The organism is Bacillus sp. BS3(2021) (assembly GCF_021043345.1).
GTDB lineage: Bacteria > Bacillota > Bacilli > Bacillales > Bacillaceae > Bacillus > Bacillus paralicheniformis.
In genome coordinates this window covers 673121-689552 of sequence record NZ_JAJNDM010000001.1, presented here as the reverse complement: position 1 = coordinate 689552, position 16432 = coordinate 673121, and the positions used below count along the sequence as shown (strand labels likewise).

The following is a 16432-nucleotide window of genomic DNA, read 5'->3' as shown; positions in this document are numbered from 1 at the left end:
GTCTTCATCCTTTAGTTGATTAGTTTTCGATAGATGTCTTTTATATTTTCCAGACTGAGCGGTTTCGGATTGTTATGAAGCAGGCGCGTCACTTTTGAAGCTGAGTCGGCTAAATCGTCCACGTCGCTCGCGGTTACGCCGAACGCTTTCAAATCCTGAGGAATATTCAGCCGCTTCGTCCACTCTCTTATTTTCTGCACACCAGCCTCAGCCGCTTGTTCGGCGGTCAAATCAGATGCAGCGATTCCCATCGTTTCTGCCGCAAGAGACAGCCGTTTTGTAATGGCATCCATATTAAACTCCATCACATGCGGAAGGAGCATCGAATTGGCGACACCGTGGGGAATTCGGTATTTCCCCCCAAGCGGATAGGCGAGGGCATGAACGGCAGCAGTACCGGCAGCCGTCAGCGCCATTCCGCCATACGTCGAACCGAGCAGCATGTTTTCTCTCGCTTGTATCGATGAACCGTTTTCATACGCTTCCACAATACTTGCCGAAATCAATCTGATGGATTCTAAAGCGAACATATCGCTGATCGGGTTTGCTTTCGTCGAAATGAACGATTCAAGCGAATGGGTGAATGCATCCATTCCGGTAGCCGCCGTAATTGATTTTGGCAATCCAAGGGTGATGATCGGGTCAAGAATGACAAGTTTCGGCAAAAGAAGCGGACTGACGATGCCGACTTTCAATTCCTCTTCGGGAAGCGTAACGATCGCGTTCGGCGTCACCTCTGCGCCTGTCCCCGAGGTACTCGGAATCAGCACGGTCGGGATTCCCGGCTTTTCGACCAAATCTGTCCCGAGCAGCTCCTCGACCCTTTTTGAATTCGTTTGCAGCACGGACAATATTTTCGTTCCGTCCAGCACGCTGCCTCCGCCGATTCCGATGAGAATGTCGTATCGTTTATCACGGATTCCCCTAAATACGTCTTCAATATTTTGTGCGGTCGGTTCCGGCAATATGGCTGTGCAAACATCTGACTGAATGCCAATCTCTGTAAGCTGAGCCTGTACTTCTCCGATCGCGCCAAGTTTGACAATCGACGGCTGGGTAATAATCAGCGCCCTGTCCGCCTTCGGTACAATCGTTCGTACATGATCTTTGAGCCTGCGGATGGAATGTTCGCCCGCAACGATATGATCGGCTGTCCGAAATTGATAATTCGCTGGCATTCTTGAAACCTCCCTATTTTGATTGATAGTAAGCGACCATTTTTTCGACCTCCAAGAGCGCCGAACCGGCCAGCTCTTGGACGGGCGCTTTCGGCGGGCCTACAGGGATTGAATAAAGCCCAACCGCTTTTTTCAGTGCCGACGGGATCGTACCTAAACGAAATGTATCGCGAAGCGGCTGAAGCTCCATCTGGGCAGCCTCCGCCTTTTCAGTCTCACCCTCTGACCAATGGTGGTAAATCGACGTTACGATATCAGGGAGCATATTTGCTGTTGCTGCAACTGCTCCCGCTCCTCCCGCTTGAAGCGTTTTCAATATGAGCGAATCGGTGCCTGCAAAAACGGAAAAGTCCTCATTTTTCGTCTGCTCGATATACTGCTGTATGTTTTCAAAGTTTCCGCTGCTGTCCTTAATTCCAACGATATTATCCACTTTCGCAAGCTCTGCCACTGTTTCTGGATCTAAATGGAAACCTGTTTTTGAAGGGATATTGTACAAAAGGACCGGAAGTGAAACGGATGCCGCGATTGTTTTATAATGCACCGCCGCTTCTTCCTGTGTCGGTGGAATAAAGAATGGCGTGATGACCGACAGTGCATCTGCGCCAAGTCTCTCCATTTCCTTAGAAAGCCAGATCGCTTCTTCTGTGCTGTTTCCTCCACTCCCTACCATGACGGGAACGCGTCCTGCCGTCTCTTGAATGATGATTTCTGCAACTTTCAGCTTGTCTTCGGTGTTGAACATATGAAATTCCCCGTTGGTACCCAACGCAAAAAGCCCGTGTACATGAGCATCGATCAAATGGTTTGTCAGCTGTTTCAACGCCGATTCATCAATGCTTTGATCTTCTGTGAGCGGTGTCAGCATAGCGGGATAAATCCCCTTTGGTACGAATCCCATGATTGCCTCCCCTTCCTGTAAAGCGTTTTCAAAAATGATTATATACATAAATGTTTCAATAATCAACGTTATTTATCTAATTATTTTTTATTTATTGTTGCATATTAAAACAAAAAAATAAAACACCGGTTTAGCCGGTGTCTTATCAATGTGACGATTTCAATTTTCTCCAAAGCGTCGTTCTGTTGATGCCGAGCCTTTCCGCTGTTCTTGTTTGATTGTTCTCTTCTTCGGCATAGATTTTTTGAATGATCCTTTTTTCGATCTCTTCGAGCGTTCCGGATAAATCGATGTCTTCTCTTTCTTCCTCGTTCAAGCGGCTCAGGGCCCGTTCGGCGTCAGCCTTCTCGATATAAACGCCCTGCGCTTCAAGGACACAGTTTTGGACTGTTTTTCTCAATTGGCTGAGGTTGCCCGGCCATTTCGCTTCTTCAAGCAGAACACCAGCTTCGCTTCGAAAGCCGACGATTTGTTTGCCGAATGCCTCATTGCTTTCCGCAATAAACAGATAAGCCAGATGCAAAATATCCTCTTTTCTTTCGGAAAGTGGGGGAACGTCCAGTTCCAAATGACAAAGCGCATCATATAAATCGCTTAAAAATTCCCCGGCGCGCCTGCGGGAAGAAGAAACGATCAGCCTCGGCCCGTCATACGGTTCGCTGATCCGCCTGAGTAAAAGCCGTTGCGAGGACGGCGGCATGCGATCGACTTGTTTGATGTATAGCGTTCCTTTCCCTGAAAAGAATTCTTCGCTTTCACACGCCTGTTCCCATTCTGCTTCAGACAGCAAACCGGCATCGATTTTTCGAAACGGCTCATGCTTGTCCTCCCCCTTCATATGGATCAGCCCGGCCAAGCTCTCTTTCCCTGAGCCGGGCGCTCCGTTGATCCATATGGGTTCCCGCCTTGCCGCGAACAACTCCGCTTTTTTCAGCACCTGCTGCATCGTTTCGTTCCTCGATGTTTCCATATAACTCATCCGCAAAGGAGAAAGAATCGCTGCTCCGGGCAAAGAAGAAACGTGAACATCTTTTGCATTTTCCGCGGTAAATACGGTCAATGCCTCGTCTGATGCGAAAAACCTGCGTCCCGTGATATTCCATGTCCGCCCATGCTTTCGGAATCTAAAATGGATGACTCCCTTCTTTTCCGCTTCCCCGATCAGCTCTTCCAGATGATCCAGCAAGCCGATTTGTTCGGCAAATACGCCGTTTTGAAAAACCGGCCGCAATGTCTTGTTGTATACTGCATAACCGGTCTCGGCCTTTTGTAAAATGTGATACGGCACAGCGTACTTCTGCTTGATGCTCTCTAAAAAGGAATACAGTTTTTTAGCGTTTGCAAAAGCTTTGGCAATGCTTTCTTTTCCGGATGTCAAAAGCAGTCCGTTTAAACCGAGCTGCTCTGCTTTCTCAATTGTGATCACATCGCCGATAATGATCTGATAGCCCTGTTCTTTGAGCTGAAGAAGCACCGGTTCAACATCGCGTTCGTCTGATACGGTGCAGGCGTCGATCCGGATATCCAAAATTTCGCACACTGCTGACGCGCCGTCGGCAATCATCGGAAATCCGACAATTGCCGCTTTGCCGGGATAGCCCTTGGCAAGCGTAAGCACACGCAGCATATCGTATCCCGACACTTCGATATCCACAACCGGAATCGAAACTTCTTGCTGGATCAGCTCAGCGGTTCCACCTCTACTGATAATCAAATCAGTCCCGTTTGCTTCCGCTTGTTTCGCCAGTTCCACGCCCTTCTCTAAATCTCCGGAAGCCGCCTCGAATTCAAAATCCTCGCCGCCTGCCACTTGAATCATCAGCTCTTTTAATCCTTCATATGGAGCAATTGCCATCACTTTCATATTCGATCACCTTTTGTTGCAAATTTAAACATATTATCACTATACCAAAAGGCAGAAATATTTGGAACCGCAAAACGAAGGCAAAATAAAAAGGCTCCATTACGGAAGCCATTTTTCCCCCCACGCGGCCATCTCTTTAAAAATGCCGTGGAACTCTTTACCTTTTTCTGTTAATTCATATTCTACAGTAACAGGAACCGTCGGGAACACCTTCCGGGAAATCATACCGCTTTCTTCAAGATGTCTTAATGTGTCAGTTAATCCTTTAGTGTTGACGTTTCCCAAGTTCCTTCTGAGCTCGTTGAATCGCCGCTTGCCCTGAATGAGCTCGGCGAGAACCAAAAATGACCATTTACCGGAGAAAATTTTCAATACACCCTGTATTAAAGAAGAGCATTCTTTATGATCGACAGCTGAATTCATAGCAATTCCTCCATTGCCTCATTCGCCAATTTTGACTTGATCCTACCATATGGACACCAGAGCATTCAAGAGAACGATCTTACGGTTTATTTTTATAAAGCATATATAAAAAAATTGCGTTCTTGTGGAGCCTCACGGTGGTTGCTATGGTTATATCAAAAGGAGGAAAAACATGAAAAAACAATACGATTCTTTATTCACACCCTTTACTTTTAAAAACGGCATCCAATTGAAAAATAGAATCATCATGCCGCCAATGGGGCATTCATCCTCTATGCCTGGAGGATTCATTTCTGACGACGAACTCGTCTATTATGCCGCGCGGGCGACAGATGTCGGGATGGTCATCACATCTGCGACAACCGTACAGCCCGGAACCGGATTTCCCGGCATTCCCGGAGCTGAGAACGATGATCAAATCCCGGGACTAACCTGGCTTGCAGCCACTTTAAAGAAACATGGAGCAAAAGCAATCCTGCAGCTCTTCCATCCTGGAGCCAAAGGTATAGAGCAGACGGTCAGTGCCAGCGCCGTCGCTCCGAATCAACCGAATGCACCGGTGCCAAGGGCACTGTCTGAGCAAGACATTCAAGACCTTATCCATTCTTTCGGCCAGGCGGCGCGAAGAGCGATCGAAGCCGGGTTTGACGGAGTCGAAATTCACGGCGCAAACGGGTATCTCATCCATCAGTTCTTCTCCCCTTATTACAACCGGCGAAACGACAGCTGGGGCGGCACTTTAGAGAAACGGATGAGGTTTCCGCTTCAGATCATAGAAGAAATCAGACGTGTAGCGGAAAGCTGTCATAAGCCGTCCTTTATCATCGGCTACAAGTTTTCGCCCGAAGAGCCGGAAACGCCCGGAATCACAATGGCTGAAACGTTGCCTTTCGTCAATGCACTGCGGGAACAAGCATTGGATTACCTGCACGTTTCTCTCATTGATTTCCGGTCCTTGCCGCGCCGTGGTGCAGACAAATCCCGCACGCGGATGGAACTGATCAAAGAAGCGGTCGGGGACCGTCTTCCTCTGATCGGAGCCGGGAAAGTACACACACCGGAAGATGCCGTTCAAGCGCTGAAAACAGGTGCCGATCTCGTCGGAATCGGTCGGGGACTTCTGATGGATCCGGAATGGCTTCAAAAAGTTCAAGCCGGAAAAGAGGACGATATTCAAACAACCCTGTCAAGACATGATCAACGAAAGCTCGCAATTCCAGATGCCTTTTGGGAAAGTATACCGATGTATATTGATTTCAACGATTGACGATTCCTCCTTATACGGACTATAGATTCATTAAAAAAGGTGCCTTTTAGCTTAAAATTGATGTCATTTGCAAAAAAATGTATGAAAAAAGAGGAACTTAGACCAGTTGAGTCCCAGAGATGAGTATATTAGAATGATGGTAATTCAATATTGTCGGGATTGTTACTGTCTAAGCAGGCAAGACCTAAAATGTGTGAAGGGCGAAGTCTATCTTTTGCCTATATGACCTTGCACATTTTAGGTCTTTTTTCTGTTCTTCAGGACAATGCCGCAGTTAGGAGGGATGATTGGAAACGTTCATGTTGTCAGGAGCAATCTGTTACATATTGAAAAAGGGAGGAAATATTGATGAACATCAAAAACATCGCTAAAAAAGCGTCAGCCTTAACCGTCGCAGCAGCTCTGCTTGCGGGAGGCGCGCCGCAAACCTTTGCAAAAGAAACGCAAGATTACAAGAAGAGTTACGGATTTTCTCATATCACAAGACATGACATGCTGAAAATTCCCGAACAGCAAAAGAGCGAACAATTTAAAGTTCCTCAATTCGATCCGAAAACCATCAAAAACATCCCTTCAGCAAAAGGTTATAACAAAAATGGAGAACTGATCGATTTAGACGTATGGGACAGCTGGCCGCTGCAAAATGCCGACGGAACAGTCGCTACATACCACGGCTACAATCTTGTTTTCGCGTTGGCGGGCGACCCGAAAGACGTCGATGACACATCCATCTACTTGTTCTATCAAAAGAAAGGCGAAACTTCCATCGACAGCTGGAAAAACGCCGGCAGAGTGTTTAAAGACAGCGACAAATTCACTCCTGACGATCCGTACCTTAAGTATCAAACACAAGAGTGGTCAGGGTCTGCCACGCTGACAAAAGACGGAAAAGTCCGACTGTTTTACACAGCTTTCTCCGGCACGCAATACGGCAAACAGACGCTGACAACGGCTCAGGTCAACTTCACGCAGCCGGATTCGGACACACTGAAAATTGATGGTGTAGAAGATCATAAATCGGTCTTTGACGGCTCCGACGGCTCAGTGTACCAAAACGTTCAGCAATTCATTGACGAAGGAAACTACAGCTCCGGCGACAACCATACGCTGAGAGACCCGCATTATGTGGAAGATCACGGCCGCAAATATCTCGTATTTGAAGCCAATACGGGAACAAAAACCGGCTATCAGGGAGAAGACTCTCTATTCAACAGAGCTTACTACGGAGGCAGCAAGCAGTTCTTTAGAGGAGAAAGCAGCAAGCTGCTTCAAGGAGCGAACAAAAAGAACGCTTCATTAGCTAACGGCGCACTCGGAATCATCGAATTAAATAAAGATTATACGCTGAAAAAAGTCATGAAGCCTTTGATCGCCTCCAATACGGTGACTGATGAAATCGAACGGGCCAACCTCTTCAAAATGAACGGAAAATGGTATCTGTTCACAGATTCAAGAGGATCAAAAATGACAATTGACGGCATTGGTGCAAAAGACATTTATATGCTCGGCTATGTATCAGATTCACTAACCGGGCCATTCAAGCCTTTAAACAAATCCGGACTTGTTTTGCACATGGACCTTGATTACAATGACATCACATTTACTTATTCACACTTTGCCGTACCGCAGAAAAAAGGCGACAAAGTCGTCATCACGAGCTACATCACAAACAGAGGAATTTCAAACGAGCATCACGCCACATTTGCACCAAGCTTTTTGCTGAAAGTCAAAGGATCAAAAACATCCGTTGTCAAAAACAGCATTCTTGAACAGGGACAATTAACGGTAAACTAATAAAACGAACGAAAGAAAATGCCGGTGAACATCGGCATTTTCTTTCGTGTGTCATCTTAGAATAAAGCGGGGAATTTTCTTGAAGAAGACAGTATATAAGCGGATTAGCATTTTAACTGTTTGTCTTGGAATCTTCATCATGATATTGGTTTCAGACCGGGAAACAGAAAAAAAGGGAGAATCCCCGGAAACACCGGAATATCGCGCGGCTTTCCATTTGACAACCCCTGACAAGTGGAAAAACGACCCTCAAAAGCCCGTCTATTTCAATGGAAAATATCATTACTACTATCTCTATAACCGGGACTATCCGGACGGCAATGGGACAGAGTGGCGCCACGCGGTGTCAGATGATCTCGTCCACTGGCAGGATCAAGGGGTTGCCATTCCGAAATATACGAATAAAAACGGCGATCCTTGGTCCGGTTCTGTCGTTGTCGACTCACAAAACACAGCCGGCTTCGGCAAAGGGGCGATCGTGGCGATTATGACGCAGCCTTCGGCCAATGACGGGAAGGAAGAACAATTTTTATGGTACAGCCAAAATGGTGGAAAAACATTTAAACCTTACGGTGAAGAGCCGGTATTGCCTAATCCGGACACCGTCGATTTCAGAGATCCGAAAGTGATCTGGGATGAAGAGGATGATAAATGGGTGATGGCGCTGGCTGAAGGAACGAAAATCGGCTTTTACGAATCACAAAATCTGAAGGAATGGCGTTATACAAGTAGTTTTCAAACAGAAAATATCGGCATCATCGAATGTCCGGATCTATTCAAGATGCGGGCGGATGACGGAACATATAAATGGGTTCTCGGAGCAAGCGCAAATGGAAAAGGTGCCGGCAAGCCGAATACTTATGCATACTGGACAGGCAGCTTCAACGGCAACGAATTTACCGCGGACGAAGCGGAACCTCAGTGGCTTGATCACGGCTTTGACTGGTATGCGGGCGTGACATTTGAGGACGGCGAAACAGACGATTCGTACGAGAAACGCTATGCTTTGGCGTGGATGAATAACTGGGATTATGCAAACCGGACGCCGACATGGAAAGACGGCTTTAACGGAACCGATTCGATCGTCCGGCAAATTCAGCTTAAACATAAAGGCGGAAATCAATACAGCCTTGCCTCTCATCCAATCGATCAATTGGATGAATTAACCGAATCGACAGATGAGTTTGAGCGCATTGAAGTAAACGGATCAAAAACGCTTCAGATTAAGGCAAATACCTATCAGCTTGAGGCGGATATCTCGTGGGCCGATCTTAAAAACGCGGGATTCAGGCTAAGAGAATCCGCGGATCGAAAACGCCATATCGATGTAGGAATTTCGGCTGAAGGCGGTTATTCTTTTGTGAACAGAGGATTTACGGGACAGCCTGACAGCACCCGCACCTATTTGGAAAGCAAAGCACCGTTTGATCCGGAAAAAAAGCGGGTGCATTTCACAATCATCGTAGATCAAAACACTGTCGAAGCGTTTATTGATGACGGCGAAACGACGCACTCAAACCTTGCATTTCCCGACCTGAATGATACGGGTATCACGCTCTTTACCGAAAATGGAACGGCCGTCTTTGAAAATCTAAAGATCAAACATATGCGTTCAATCCACGATTAAACAACAACGGGCGGGCAAGCGGCCGCCCTTTTTTGTAAAAGCGCAAAAAAGCGAGCCTTCCAGCTCACTTTCCGTTTCGTTTCGGCACAACAGCAGACAACAAAATCCCCGCCCCGAGGCCGATCAAAAGCCCCGGTGCCGGATGGTCGAATAATATCCCGATGCCTAATCCAATCAACAGTCCTGACGGTATAAAATAATTGTGTTTTTTGTCCATTTAACCCCGCCCCTTCGTCTAGTCATCACGAGTAACCCCAATTGATATATGCTTCCGGGGAGTCAAATACGACTAAAAGTGCACAAAAAAAACAAGGGCGGCTAATGCCAAACCCTTGTCTTGAAAACGCGCTCGGAGGGATTCGAACCCCCGGCAGACGTGGTACCGGAAACCACCGCTCTATCCAGCTGAGCTACGAGCGCACAATATAATTTTTTAACGTCAGCAATTTATATTATAAGGCCTGTTCTTTAAAAAGTCAATCACAATCTCTTGCTCGAAACAATGCAGGTTTAGATTATACTCGATTTCTTTATTTAATTCGTCCGTTGTTTTCACAAGGCAGATCATACCGTCAATAAAAGACCAAATCTAATCCAGTTGAGAAGCAGCATGGCTACAGCGTAGCCTGTTCTCTCGTCGAGATAAAATCTGTGAGCGGCAACAACGCCGAGAAACCCGATCAGCTTTGGTTTCTTCTTATTTGGAGCTCTGAGCGCTCTTGTCTGCGTTCACATATATAACCGGCTTCCTTTTTTCCTATAAATTAAATTGAAGATCAATGGACTTAGACCCCATTTTTCTATACTTTCCTCTGTAAAGTTGATCTTTTGTTTGAATGTCCTTTAAAATGGGAAAAATAAACCCCAGTATGTCTTTTTAATGAAGGCGGCTTTTTGTTTGACCTTTATTGACCAAAAATGTATGATTAAACTACATACTTACCTTTTAAGGTGAAGGAGGAGCATTATGAATTTAATACCTACAGTCATTGAACAGACGAACCGCGGGGAAAGAGCGTATGACATTTACTCACGCTTGTTGAAAGACCGTATCATTATGCTGGGATCAGCAATCGATGACAATGTTGCGAACTCCATCGTATCTCAGCTTCTATTCCTTGAAGCCGAAGATCCAGAAAAAGATATCAGCATCTATATTAACAGCCCTGGCGGCTCTATCACAGCCGGCATGGCGATTTATGACACCATGCAGTTCATTAAACCTCAAGTCTCTACGATTTGTACGGGAATGGCGGCATCTATGGGTGCGTTCCTTCTCGCAGCCGGCGAGAAAGGGAAGCGCTACGCTCTTCCAAACAGTGAAGTCATGATCCACCAGCCGCTTGGCGGAGCGCAAGGTCAGGCAACAGAAATCGAAATTGCCGCGAAGCGCATTCTTTCATTGCGTGACAAACTGAACAAAATTCTTGCAGAGCGCACTGGACAACCGCTTGAAGTGATCGAGCGCGATACTGACCGTGACAACTTCAAAACGGCTGAAGAAGCAAAAGAATACGGCCTGATTGATAAAGTGCTCACACGCAATATCGACGCACAGAAGTAAACAGCAAAAAAAGCTGCCGGAATATTGAACTGCACCCCAATTGTTAGATGGTGTCTAACAATTGGAGGTGCAGTTTTCTTATGGCTGAATTTTCGGCTGAGGAACAAATACAAGCAGTCAAAAGGCTCTTGCGGGGACTGAAGGATAAAACGATCGCCAGAGAGATTGGCGTTTCGCATAGTATTTTTCATGTATCGATTCGCAAACATCTACATTATGGAGAAGTTGCGTTGCAAAAATCCTATACAACCTATTCCGCGGAAGATAAGCTCATGATTCATTCAGATCAGTGATGGACTACCAATTGAAGCCGTACCGTCAGCCTTGAAAAAACGAAACATCACAAAGCATGTCCCGCATAAGCAACTGTTATGACAATACGGTGATGGAAAGCTTCTCTAGCGTTTTAAAATCAGAATTTCTTTATCTTAAAGAATTTGAGAGCGTCGAACATTTCAAAAAAACTCGCAGCGTATATTGATTACTACAATCACAAACGAATCCAGATCAAATTAAAAGGCATGAGCCCGGTACAATACCGGAATCATGCCAGTCAAACTTTTTCATGACATTTTACTGTCTAACTTTTTGGGGTCACTTCAATATCCGGCAGCTTTTTTTCATGCGCCAAACGGGCTGTCATATTCCATCCGCTTTGCCGTTTGCAATGCTGTTTCTTCTCCGAGGAGCCGCTTGACGATGTGAAAAGACATATTAATGCCCGCCGAAATTCCCCCTGAAGTGACGATATGTCCTTCATCAACAAATTTCACCTCACGAATGACGCGTACTTCAGGATATTCTTGTTCCAGCCTGTTATAACTCGCCCAATGTGTCGTTGCGCTTTTTCCGTTTAGCAGTCCGGCTTCCGCCAACAGGAGGGATCCCGTACAAACGGAAAGCAAAAGCTCTGCAGAGGCGGACGCTTCCTTGATCCAGCTGATCACCCGCTGATTATGAATCTCATGATTTCTCGCGCCGGGTCCGCCCGGAATGATTAAAATATCAAAACGCGGCGCATTTTCGATCGAAAAATCGGGGATGACCTTAAGCCCGTTCCGAGCCTTCACCTCACTGCCGGACTCAGAAACCGTCTTTACATCAAACGGGCGCTCTCCCCCTCCACCAGTCCCGGCAGTGACAGAAAACACTTCAAACGGACCGGCGAAATCAAGCACTTCCACCTCATCAAACAGCAGCAAACCGACACTCCATTTCTTCTTCATTCGCCCCGCCTCCATTTCTTTATGTAGTCAGCCTTTATAAATCCTTCCACTTTTTCTCTAACACCGGATAATGATAATCATTCATCTTCTCGACCAATTCACCCGGACTTTCGGAAGCATAGATCAGCTGAAGGTGCGATTCATTCGAAAAGCCCTCTTGAACGCTGTATTCGAGCATTTTAAGAAGTGGGTCAAAATAGCCGTTCACATTGTAAAGTCCGATCGGCTTTTGATGAATGCCGATCTGGGCCCAGCAAAGCACTTCAAACAGCTCTTCAAACGTACCGAAGCCTCCGGGCATCGCGATAAAGCCGTCAGCTAATTCACTCATTTTCGCTTTGCGCTCATGCATGCCGCTCACTTCGATCAGCTCTGTCAGCTGCTGATGAACGATTTCCCCTGTAAAAAGTCCTTTCGGCATAACGCCGACAACTTCCCCGCCGTTTTTCAATACGGTATCCGCAATCACGCCCATCAATCCCATTCTCGATCCTCCATAAACAAGGCGAAGCCCCTTCTCGGCAATATAAACACCAAGCTCTGCAGCTTTCTTCTTGTACGCCGGGTCCGTCCCCATATTTGATCCTGAATATACGCATACCGTTTTCACTTTCGCTCACTCCAACTCCATATATTGATAAAAGCAATTAACATTGTACTATATATTGTTTGTTCCGTGTGCGATAATATAATTGAATTTCTAAATGGGAGTGTAGACTTATGACAATCACAGACGCGGAGCAATGGACAAAGACATTTTATCGGAAAAGGGGATGGAGCGAATACGGACCTTTCATCCGGATGGGATTTTTAATGGAAGAGGCCGGTGAACTGGCGAGAGCGGTCAGGGCATACGAAATCGGAAGAGACCGTCCTGATGAAGCCAAACGGCCGGCTGCTGAACTGAAAAAGGAACTGATCGAAGAAATGGGCGATGTGATGGGGAATTTGATTATGCTTGCTGGCATATACGATGTTTCATTGGAAGACATGATGGATGCCCACCGCCGCAAACTGACGAAAAGATTTGCAGGAGAGCATCATGAAGATCAATGACCGCCTTTACGGCGAGGCAGATTTGGAGCCTGTGCTGACAGACCTCATTCATTCAAAAGCCGTTCAGCGTCTAAATGGGATTCACCAAGGCGGAGCATGCTTTCTCGTCAATCCCGCATGGAACATCAGCCGCTGCGAACACAGCATCGGGGTTATGCTTTTGATCCGCAGGCTTGGCGGAAGCCTTGAAGAACAAATTGCAGGTTTGCTTCACGATGTTTCCCATACGGCATTTTCCCATGTGGCTGATGATGTATTTAACATGGAAAACGAAGATTACCATGAACAGATGTTTCGGCAATGGGTCAAGCAATCTGATATCCCCTGGATTCTGGATACATACGGATTCAAAGATGAAGATATCTTATACGATGAAAAAAAATGGACGCTGCTGGAGCAGCCGGCTCCTTCATTATGTGCGGATCGCATCGATTACACGCTTCGCGACTCTTTAGCCTACGGGTTTGGCGACCAAGAAGAGATTGGACGATTTTTAGAAACCGGACTGACCGTTGTCGAAGGCGAAATCTGCTGCACTTCGACAGAGCACGCCGAATGGTTCACCCGCCTTTACTATCAAGAGGTGATTGACTTCTTTATGAATCCCCTCAATGTATATGCGCTCTGTACACTCAGCCAAATGCTGAAAAAGGCGCTTGACATGCGTATCATCACGGGACGCGATTTTTTCAAAACCGACACGGAACTGCTTGCGATGCTAAAGCAAAAAGCGTGCTTCCGGGAAACGCTTGAAAGGCTCAGTACAGCGAGCCAGAGCGTTAAGCAAGGAGACGAAGACGATTTTACTTTTCATCAAACTTTAAAGGTAAGATGGATCGATCCAAAAGTCGCCGTTAACGGAAGAAAAGTCCCCGCCTCCACACTTTCAAAAGACGTCCTTTGGATGAAAGAAACGGCAATAGCCGCAATGAAAAAAGGCACATATGTAAAAGCCGCCGAATAAAAGCAACCGCCTGCTTCGGTCAGCCCGGAACAGGCGGTTTTCTTCAGTTATGTCACGTCAAATATTTGTTCAGGCCTGTCGACAAAATGCTTTTTGCCGATTTTATGAAACAGCCCTGTTTTATGAAGAAGCTCACGCGGCTGCTGCTGCAGCCCGACAATCATCACTTTGCCGTTTTGCTGGTGGACACGGTTGACGATCGTCATCAAGCTGCCTTCTGCGGAAGAATCCATATAGTCTACTTTGTTCATAAGCAGGATGAGGAGTTTTGGCGGGTGGCCTTTGTCCAAAATTGAATCCTCCAATGAATTCGATGAGCCGAAAAACAGCGGGCCTTCAACAGAATAGATGCTGACAGAGCGGTGGAATTTCTTTTCTTCCGCTGCAGCAGCCGACTGGACGATCGATTCAGACACATCCTTTTTAATGCGGAACGATTTGCTCATTCTGACGATAAAGGTGATGATCGCCAGCAGGATCCCGGCCGCCACCCCAAATACAAGGTCCTGCCAAACCGTTAAAAGAAATGTGACGACAAGCACGGCAGAGTCGGAATTCTTAATTTTCAAAATGTTTACAAACTCTTTCCGCTCACTCATATTCCAAGCGACCACCATTAAAATCGGCGACATGCTTGCAAGCGGGATAAGGGAAGCGTATGGCGCAAACAAAAGCAGGACCAATAAAACAAACACGCCGTGCACGATCCCTGAAATCGGAGAAGCAGCACCCGTTTTAATATTGGTTGCCGTACGGGCAATCGCGCCTGTCGCCGGAATTCCGCCGAACAGCGGTGCGGCAATGTTCGCAACCCCCTGGCCGACAAGCTCTTTATTGCTGTCATGCCTTGTTCCCTTCATATTGTCTGCCACCATCGCGGAAAGCAGCGATTCGATTCCGCCGAGCATCGCAATCGCAAGAGCGGGAGGCAGCAGGTAAATGATTTTTTCCAATGACAATTCAGGAAATTGAAAGCTCGGCAAGCTGCGCGGAATTTCGCCGTAAGCTGAGCCGATCGTTACCACCTGTTCAGGAAACATCATCGTGGCCATGACCGTCGATACAAGCAAGCCTGCAAGCGCTCCCGGCACTTTCGGCAGAATCTTTGGCGTAAACAGCACAAAGAAGAGCGATACGACAGCCGTCAAAATGCTGTAGAAGCTGAGCGTGTTCAGGTTGATGACAACCTCTCGCATATTCATATAAAAACTCTCATGCTTCTCAACATTCCTCAAACCTAAAAACTTGGCGATTTCTCCGGTGAAAATAATCACTGCGATGCCGGCCGTAAACCCGATGATCACCGGCCGCGGAATAAACTTGATAATCTTGCCGAGTTTTAGCAGCCCTAATATGACGAGAATCACTCCGGCCATAAAACCGGCAATCAGCAGATTCTCAAATCCGTATTGGAGCACAATAGCGAACAGGATCGGAACAAAAGCGCCTGTCGGTCCGCCAATCTGGTATTTCGACCCGCCGAGAAGCGAAATCAAAATACCGGCGACAATCACTGTGTAAAGACCGTGTTCCGGTTTCACCCCCGAAGCTATGGCAAAAGCCATGCCAAGCGGAATTGCGACGACTCCAACGACCATTCCTGCTACAATATCTTTTTGAAACCGTTTAAGGCTGTATCCTTCAAATCTGCCTGAAAAACGTAACATTCAATCTATCCTCCCCATTTCCGAAAGCAAAACGTCTTCACGTGAATAACCATCTTCCACAACATCCAAACGGCCGGTCTTTGGATCAATCACCAATCCGTGCACCGGAACGTCTGAAGGCATCAGCGGATGATTCCGAACCATGTTCACGCTGTGGCTGACGCTGTCTTCAACGCTGTCAAAGCCCGTCATCCATGTGTCCAAGTCGATGCCTGAATGCTGCAGGAGTTCGAGACAGCCATCATCAATCCCCCGCTGTTTGGCCTTTTGAAGGATAGATGAAGCGTTCAGGCTTGCCATACCGCACTCATGGTGGCCGATCACGCAGACTTCTTCAGCCTGCAGCTCATAGACAGCCACAAGAATGCTGCGCATGACGCTTCCAAAAGGGTGAGAAACAACGGCCCCTGCATTCTTAATGATTTTTGCGTCTCCATTTCTTAACCCCATTGCATGATGGAGCAGTTCTAATAAACGCGTGTCCATACATGTCAAAATCACAAGTTTCTTCTCCGGAAATTTTGTCGTTTCATAAAACTCGTACCCCTTTTCCTCTACAAAAGACTGATTTTGCTTCAAAATGGAAGTTAAAATCGCCATTTCTCTCTCACTCCTTTTCATAGTCATATGACCTTGATATTGTTACAGCCGAATTATAGCACATGGTTTTTCGATTTGGATTCGAATCAAAAAATTCACTATAAATGTACTGAATATTTTAAAAAGTCTAATTTTATATCTTTCTAAAATAATAAAATCTACACTGTTCTTCACCTATAAAAATAGAACTGGAAGCAAAATAAAACATCTAATATTTGGATTTATAGTTATAAAAATGCATTAAAATAAATTAAAAAACTGAAATAAGTTTCTATGATTTTCTAAACAACAATAATTGAGC

The 16432-nt window shown here is 46.3% G+C and carries 17 protein-coding genes, 1 tRNA gene and 1 pseudogene; 8 read left to right on the top strand and 11 right to left on the bottom strand.

The annotated features are described in order from the left end of the window. Positions 1–11: 11 nt before the first annotated feature. The 4 genes from LQ247_RS03365 to LQ247_RS03350 form a co-directional block, all read right to left on the bottom strand. A complete protein-coding gene (locus tag LQ247_RS03365; RefSeq protein ID WP_231005569.1) occupies positions 12–1178 on the bottom strand; it encodes an iron-containing alcohol dehydrogenase in 1167 nt (388 codons plus the stop codon). A gap of 13 nt (positions 1179–1191) precedes the next feature. Further along, the gene (gene dapA, locus LQ247_RS03360; protein WP_050820801.1) at positions 1192–2079 is read right to left on the bottom strand and encodes a 4-hydroxy-tetrahydrodipicolinate synthase; all 888 of its coding nucleotides are present in this window, start codon (positions 2077–2079) and stop codon (positions 1192–1194) included. 145 nt (positions 2080–2224) lie between these two features. Beyond that, a complete protein-coding gene (locus LQ247_RS03355) occupies positions 2225–3943 on the bottom strand; it encodes a PrpR N-terminal domain-containing protein (protein WP_231005567.1) in 1719 nt (572 codons plus the stop codon). 99 nt (positions 3944–4042) lie between these two features. After that, positions 4043–4366, bottom strand: coding sequence for a winged helix-turn-helix transcriptional regulator (locus tag LQ247_RS03350; protein ID WP_020453042.1), 324 nt, complete (start codon positions 4364–4366; stop codon positions 4043–4045). A gap of 172 nt (positions 4367–4538) precedes the next feature. Between LQ247_RS03350 and LQ247_RS03345 the strand changes: the two genes are divergently transcribed. From LQ247_RS03345 to LQ247_RS03335, 3 genes are all read left to right on the top strand, one after another. Continuing rightward, entirely contained in the window at positions 4539–5633 is a 1095-nt protein-coding gene (locus LQ247_RS03345; protein WP_231005565.1) for an NADH-dependent flavin oxidoreductase, read from the top strand. A gap of 348 nt (positions 5634–5981) precedes the next feature. Further along, positions 5982–7427 carry a glycoside hydrolase family 68 protein gene (locus LQ247_RS03340; RefSeq protein ID WP_231005564.1) on the top strand — a complete coding sequence of 482 codons (1446 nt, stop codon included), beginning with the start codon at positions 5982–5984 and terminating at the stop codon, positions 7425–7427. A gap of 79 nt (positions 7428–7506) precedes the next feature. After that, on the top strand, positions 7507–9054 hold the full coding sequence (locus LQ247_RS03335; protein WP_039073036.1) for a glycoside hydrolase family 32 protein: 1548 nt from the start codon (positions 7507–7509) through the stop codon (positions 9052–9054). A 64-nt stretch (positions 9055–9118) separates the two neighbouring features. On the opposite strand, the gene LQ247_RS03330 is transcribed toward LQ247_RS03335, so the two are convergent. From LQ247_RS03330 to LQ247_RS03320, 3 genes are all read right to left on the bottom strand, one after another. Beyond that, positions 9119–9271, bottom strand: a complete 153-nt coding sequence (locus LQ247_RS03330) for a hypothetical protein (protein WP_023856347.1) — start codon at positions 9269–9271, stop codon at positions 9119–9121. A 127-nt stretch (positions 9272–9398) separates the two neighbouring features. Then, a tRNA-Arg gene (locus tag LQ247_RS03325) sits at positions 9399–9474 on the bottom strand. Between the two features lie 144 nt (positions 9475–9618). Continuing rightward, positions 9619–9735, bottom strand: a complete 117-nt coding sequence (locus LQ247_RS03320; RefSeq protein ID WP_224067385.1) for an NINE protein — start codon at positions 9733–9735, stop codon at positions 9619–9621. Positions 9736–10021: 286 nt separating this feature from the next. Here LQ247_RS03320 and clpP point away from each other — a divergent pair, with 286 nt between their 5' ends. From clpP to LQ247_RS03305, 3 genes and pseudogenes are all read left to right on the top strand, one after another. Next, positions 10022–10618, top strand: coding sequence for an ATP-dependent Clp endopeptidase proteolytic subunit ClpP (gene clpP, locus LQ247_RS03315; protein ID WP_003185550.1), 597 nt, complete (start codon positions 10022–10024; stop codon positions 10616–10618). Between the two features lie 80 nt (positions 10619–10698). Continuing rightward, the gene (locus LQ247_RS03310) at positions 10699–10911 is read left to right on the top strand and encodes a hypothetical protein (protein WP_059260905.1); all 213 of its coding nucleotides are present in this window, start codon (positions 10699–10701) and stop codon (positions 10909–10911) included. A 50-nt stretch (positions 10912–10961) separates the two neighbouring features. Next, positions 10962–11187: pseudogene (locus tag LQ247_RS03305) on the top strand (IS3 family transposase); the annotation flags it as partial. A 51-nt stretch (positions 11188–11238) separates the two neighbouring features. On the opposite strand, the gene LQ247_RS03300 reads toward LQ247_RS03305, so the two are convergent. Next, a complete protein-coding gene (locus tag LQ247_RS03300; RefSeq protein WP_105979705.1) occupies positions 11239–11844 on the bottom strand; it encodes a DJ-1/PfpI family protein in 606 nt (201 codons plus the stop codon). 34 nt (positions 11845–11878) lie between these two features. Then, entirely contained in the window at positions 11879–12454 is a 576-nt protein-coding gene (locus LQ247_RS03295; RefSeq protein WP_059260902.1) for a TIGR00730 family Rossman fold protein, read from the bottom strand. 110 nt (positions 12455–12564) lie between these two features. Here LQ247_RS03295 and LQ247_RS03290 point away from each other — a divergent pair, with 110 nt between their 5' ends. Together LQ247_RS03290 and LQ247_RS03285 are read left to right on the top strand one after the other, a co-directional pair. Beyond that, positions 12565–12900, top strand: coding sequence for a MazG nucleotide pyrophosphohydrolase domain-containing protein (locus LQ247_RS03290; protein WP_020453047.1), 336 nt, complete (start codon positions 12565–12567; stop codon positions 12898–12900). Continuing rightward, positions 12887–13864 (top strand): HD domain-containing protein, encoded by a 978-nt coding sequence (locus LQ247_RS03285; RefSeq protein WP_105979701.1) that lies wholly within the window; start codon positions 12887–12889, stop codon positions 13862–13864. The genes LQ247_RS03290 and LQ247_RS03285 overlap by 14 nt, the downstream gene beginning before the upstream one ends. Positions 13865–13911: 47 nt before the next feature. Here the strand turns inward: LQ247_RS03285 and LQ247_RS03280 are convergent, their stop codons facing one another. Then, positions 13912–15531: a SulP family inorganic anion transporter gene (locus tag LQ247_RS03280; RefSeq protein ID WP_065644289.1), complete on the bottom strand. Its 1620-nt coding sequence runs from the start codon at positions 15529–15531 to the stop codon at positions 13912–13914. Further along, positions 15532–16131, bottom strand: a complete 600-nt coding sequence (locus LQ247_RS03275) for a beta-class carbonic anhydrase (protein ID WP_195258301.1) — start codon at positions 16129–16131, stop codon at positions 15532–15534. Positions 16132–16432 lie beyond the last annotated feature (301 nt).

Bases quoted from the DNA above. Each gene is read 5' to 3' on its own strand.
- LQ247_RS03300 (WP_105979705.1), bottom strand. From the start codon at position 11,844: ATGAAGAAGAAATGGAGTGTCGGTTTGCTGCTGTTTGATGAGGTGGAA.
- LQ247_RS03365 (WP_231005569.1), bottom strand. From the start codon at position 1,178: ATGCCAGCGAATTATCAATTTCGGACAGCCGATCATATCGTTGCGGGC.
- LQ247_RS03355 (WP_231005567.1), bottom strand. From the start codon at position 3,943: ATGAAAGTGATGGCAATTGCTCCATATGAAGGATTAAAAGAGCTGATG.
- LQ247_RS03290 (WP_020453047.1), top strand. From the start codon at position 12,565: ATGACAATCACAGACGCGGAGCAATGGACAAAGACATTTTATCGGAAA.
- LQ247_RS03350 (WP_020453042.1), bottom strand. From the start codon at position 4,366: ATGAATTCAGCTGTCGATCATAAAGAATGCTCTTCTTTAATACAGGGT.
- LQ247_RS03285 (WP_105979701.1), top strand. From the start codon at position 12,887: ATGAAGATCAATGACCGCCTTTACGGCGAGGCAGATTTGGAGCCTGTG.
- dapA (WP_050820801.1), bottom strand. From the start codon at position 2,079: ATGGGATTCGTACCAAAGGGGATTTATCCCGCTATGCTGACACCGCTC.
- LQ247_RS03330 (WP_023856347.1), bottom strand. From the start codon at position 9,271: ATGGACAAAAAACACAATTATTTTATACCGTCAGGACTGTTGATTGGA.
- LQ247_RS03345 (WP_231005565.1), top strand. From the start codon at position 4,539: ATGAAAAAACAATACGATTCTTTATTCACACCCTTTACTTTTAAAAAC.
- LQ247_RS03340 (WP_231005564.1), top strand. From the start codon at position 5,982: ATGAACATCAAAAACATCGCTAAAAAAGCGTCAGCCTTAACCGTCGCA.
- LQ247_RS03280 (WP_065644289.1), bottom strand. From the start codon at position 15,531: ATGTTACGTTTTTCAGGCAGATTTGAAGGATACAGCCTTAAACGGTTT.
- LQ247_RS03275 (WP_195258301.1), bottom strand. From the start codon at position 16,131: ATGGCGATTTTAACTTCCATTTTGAAGCAAAATCAGTCTTTTGTAGAG.
- LQ247_RS03310 (WP_059260905.1), top strand. From the start codon at position 10,699: ATGGCTGAATTTTCGGCTGAGGAACAAATACAAGCAGTCAAAAGGCTC.
- clpP (WP_003185550.1), top strand. From the start codon at position 10,022: ATGAATTTAATACCTACAGTCATTGAACAGACGAACCGCGGGGAAAGA.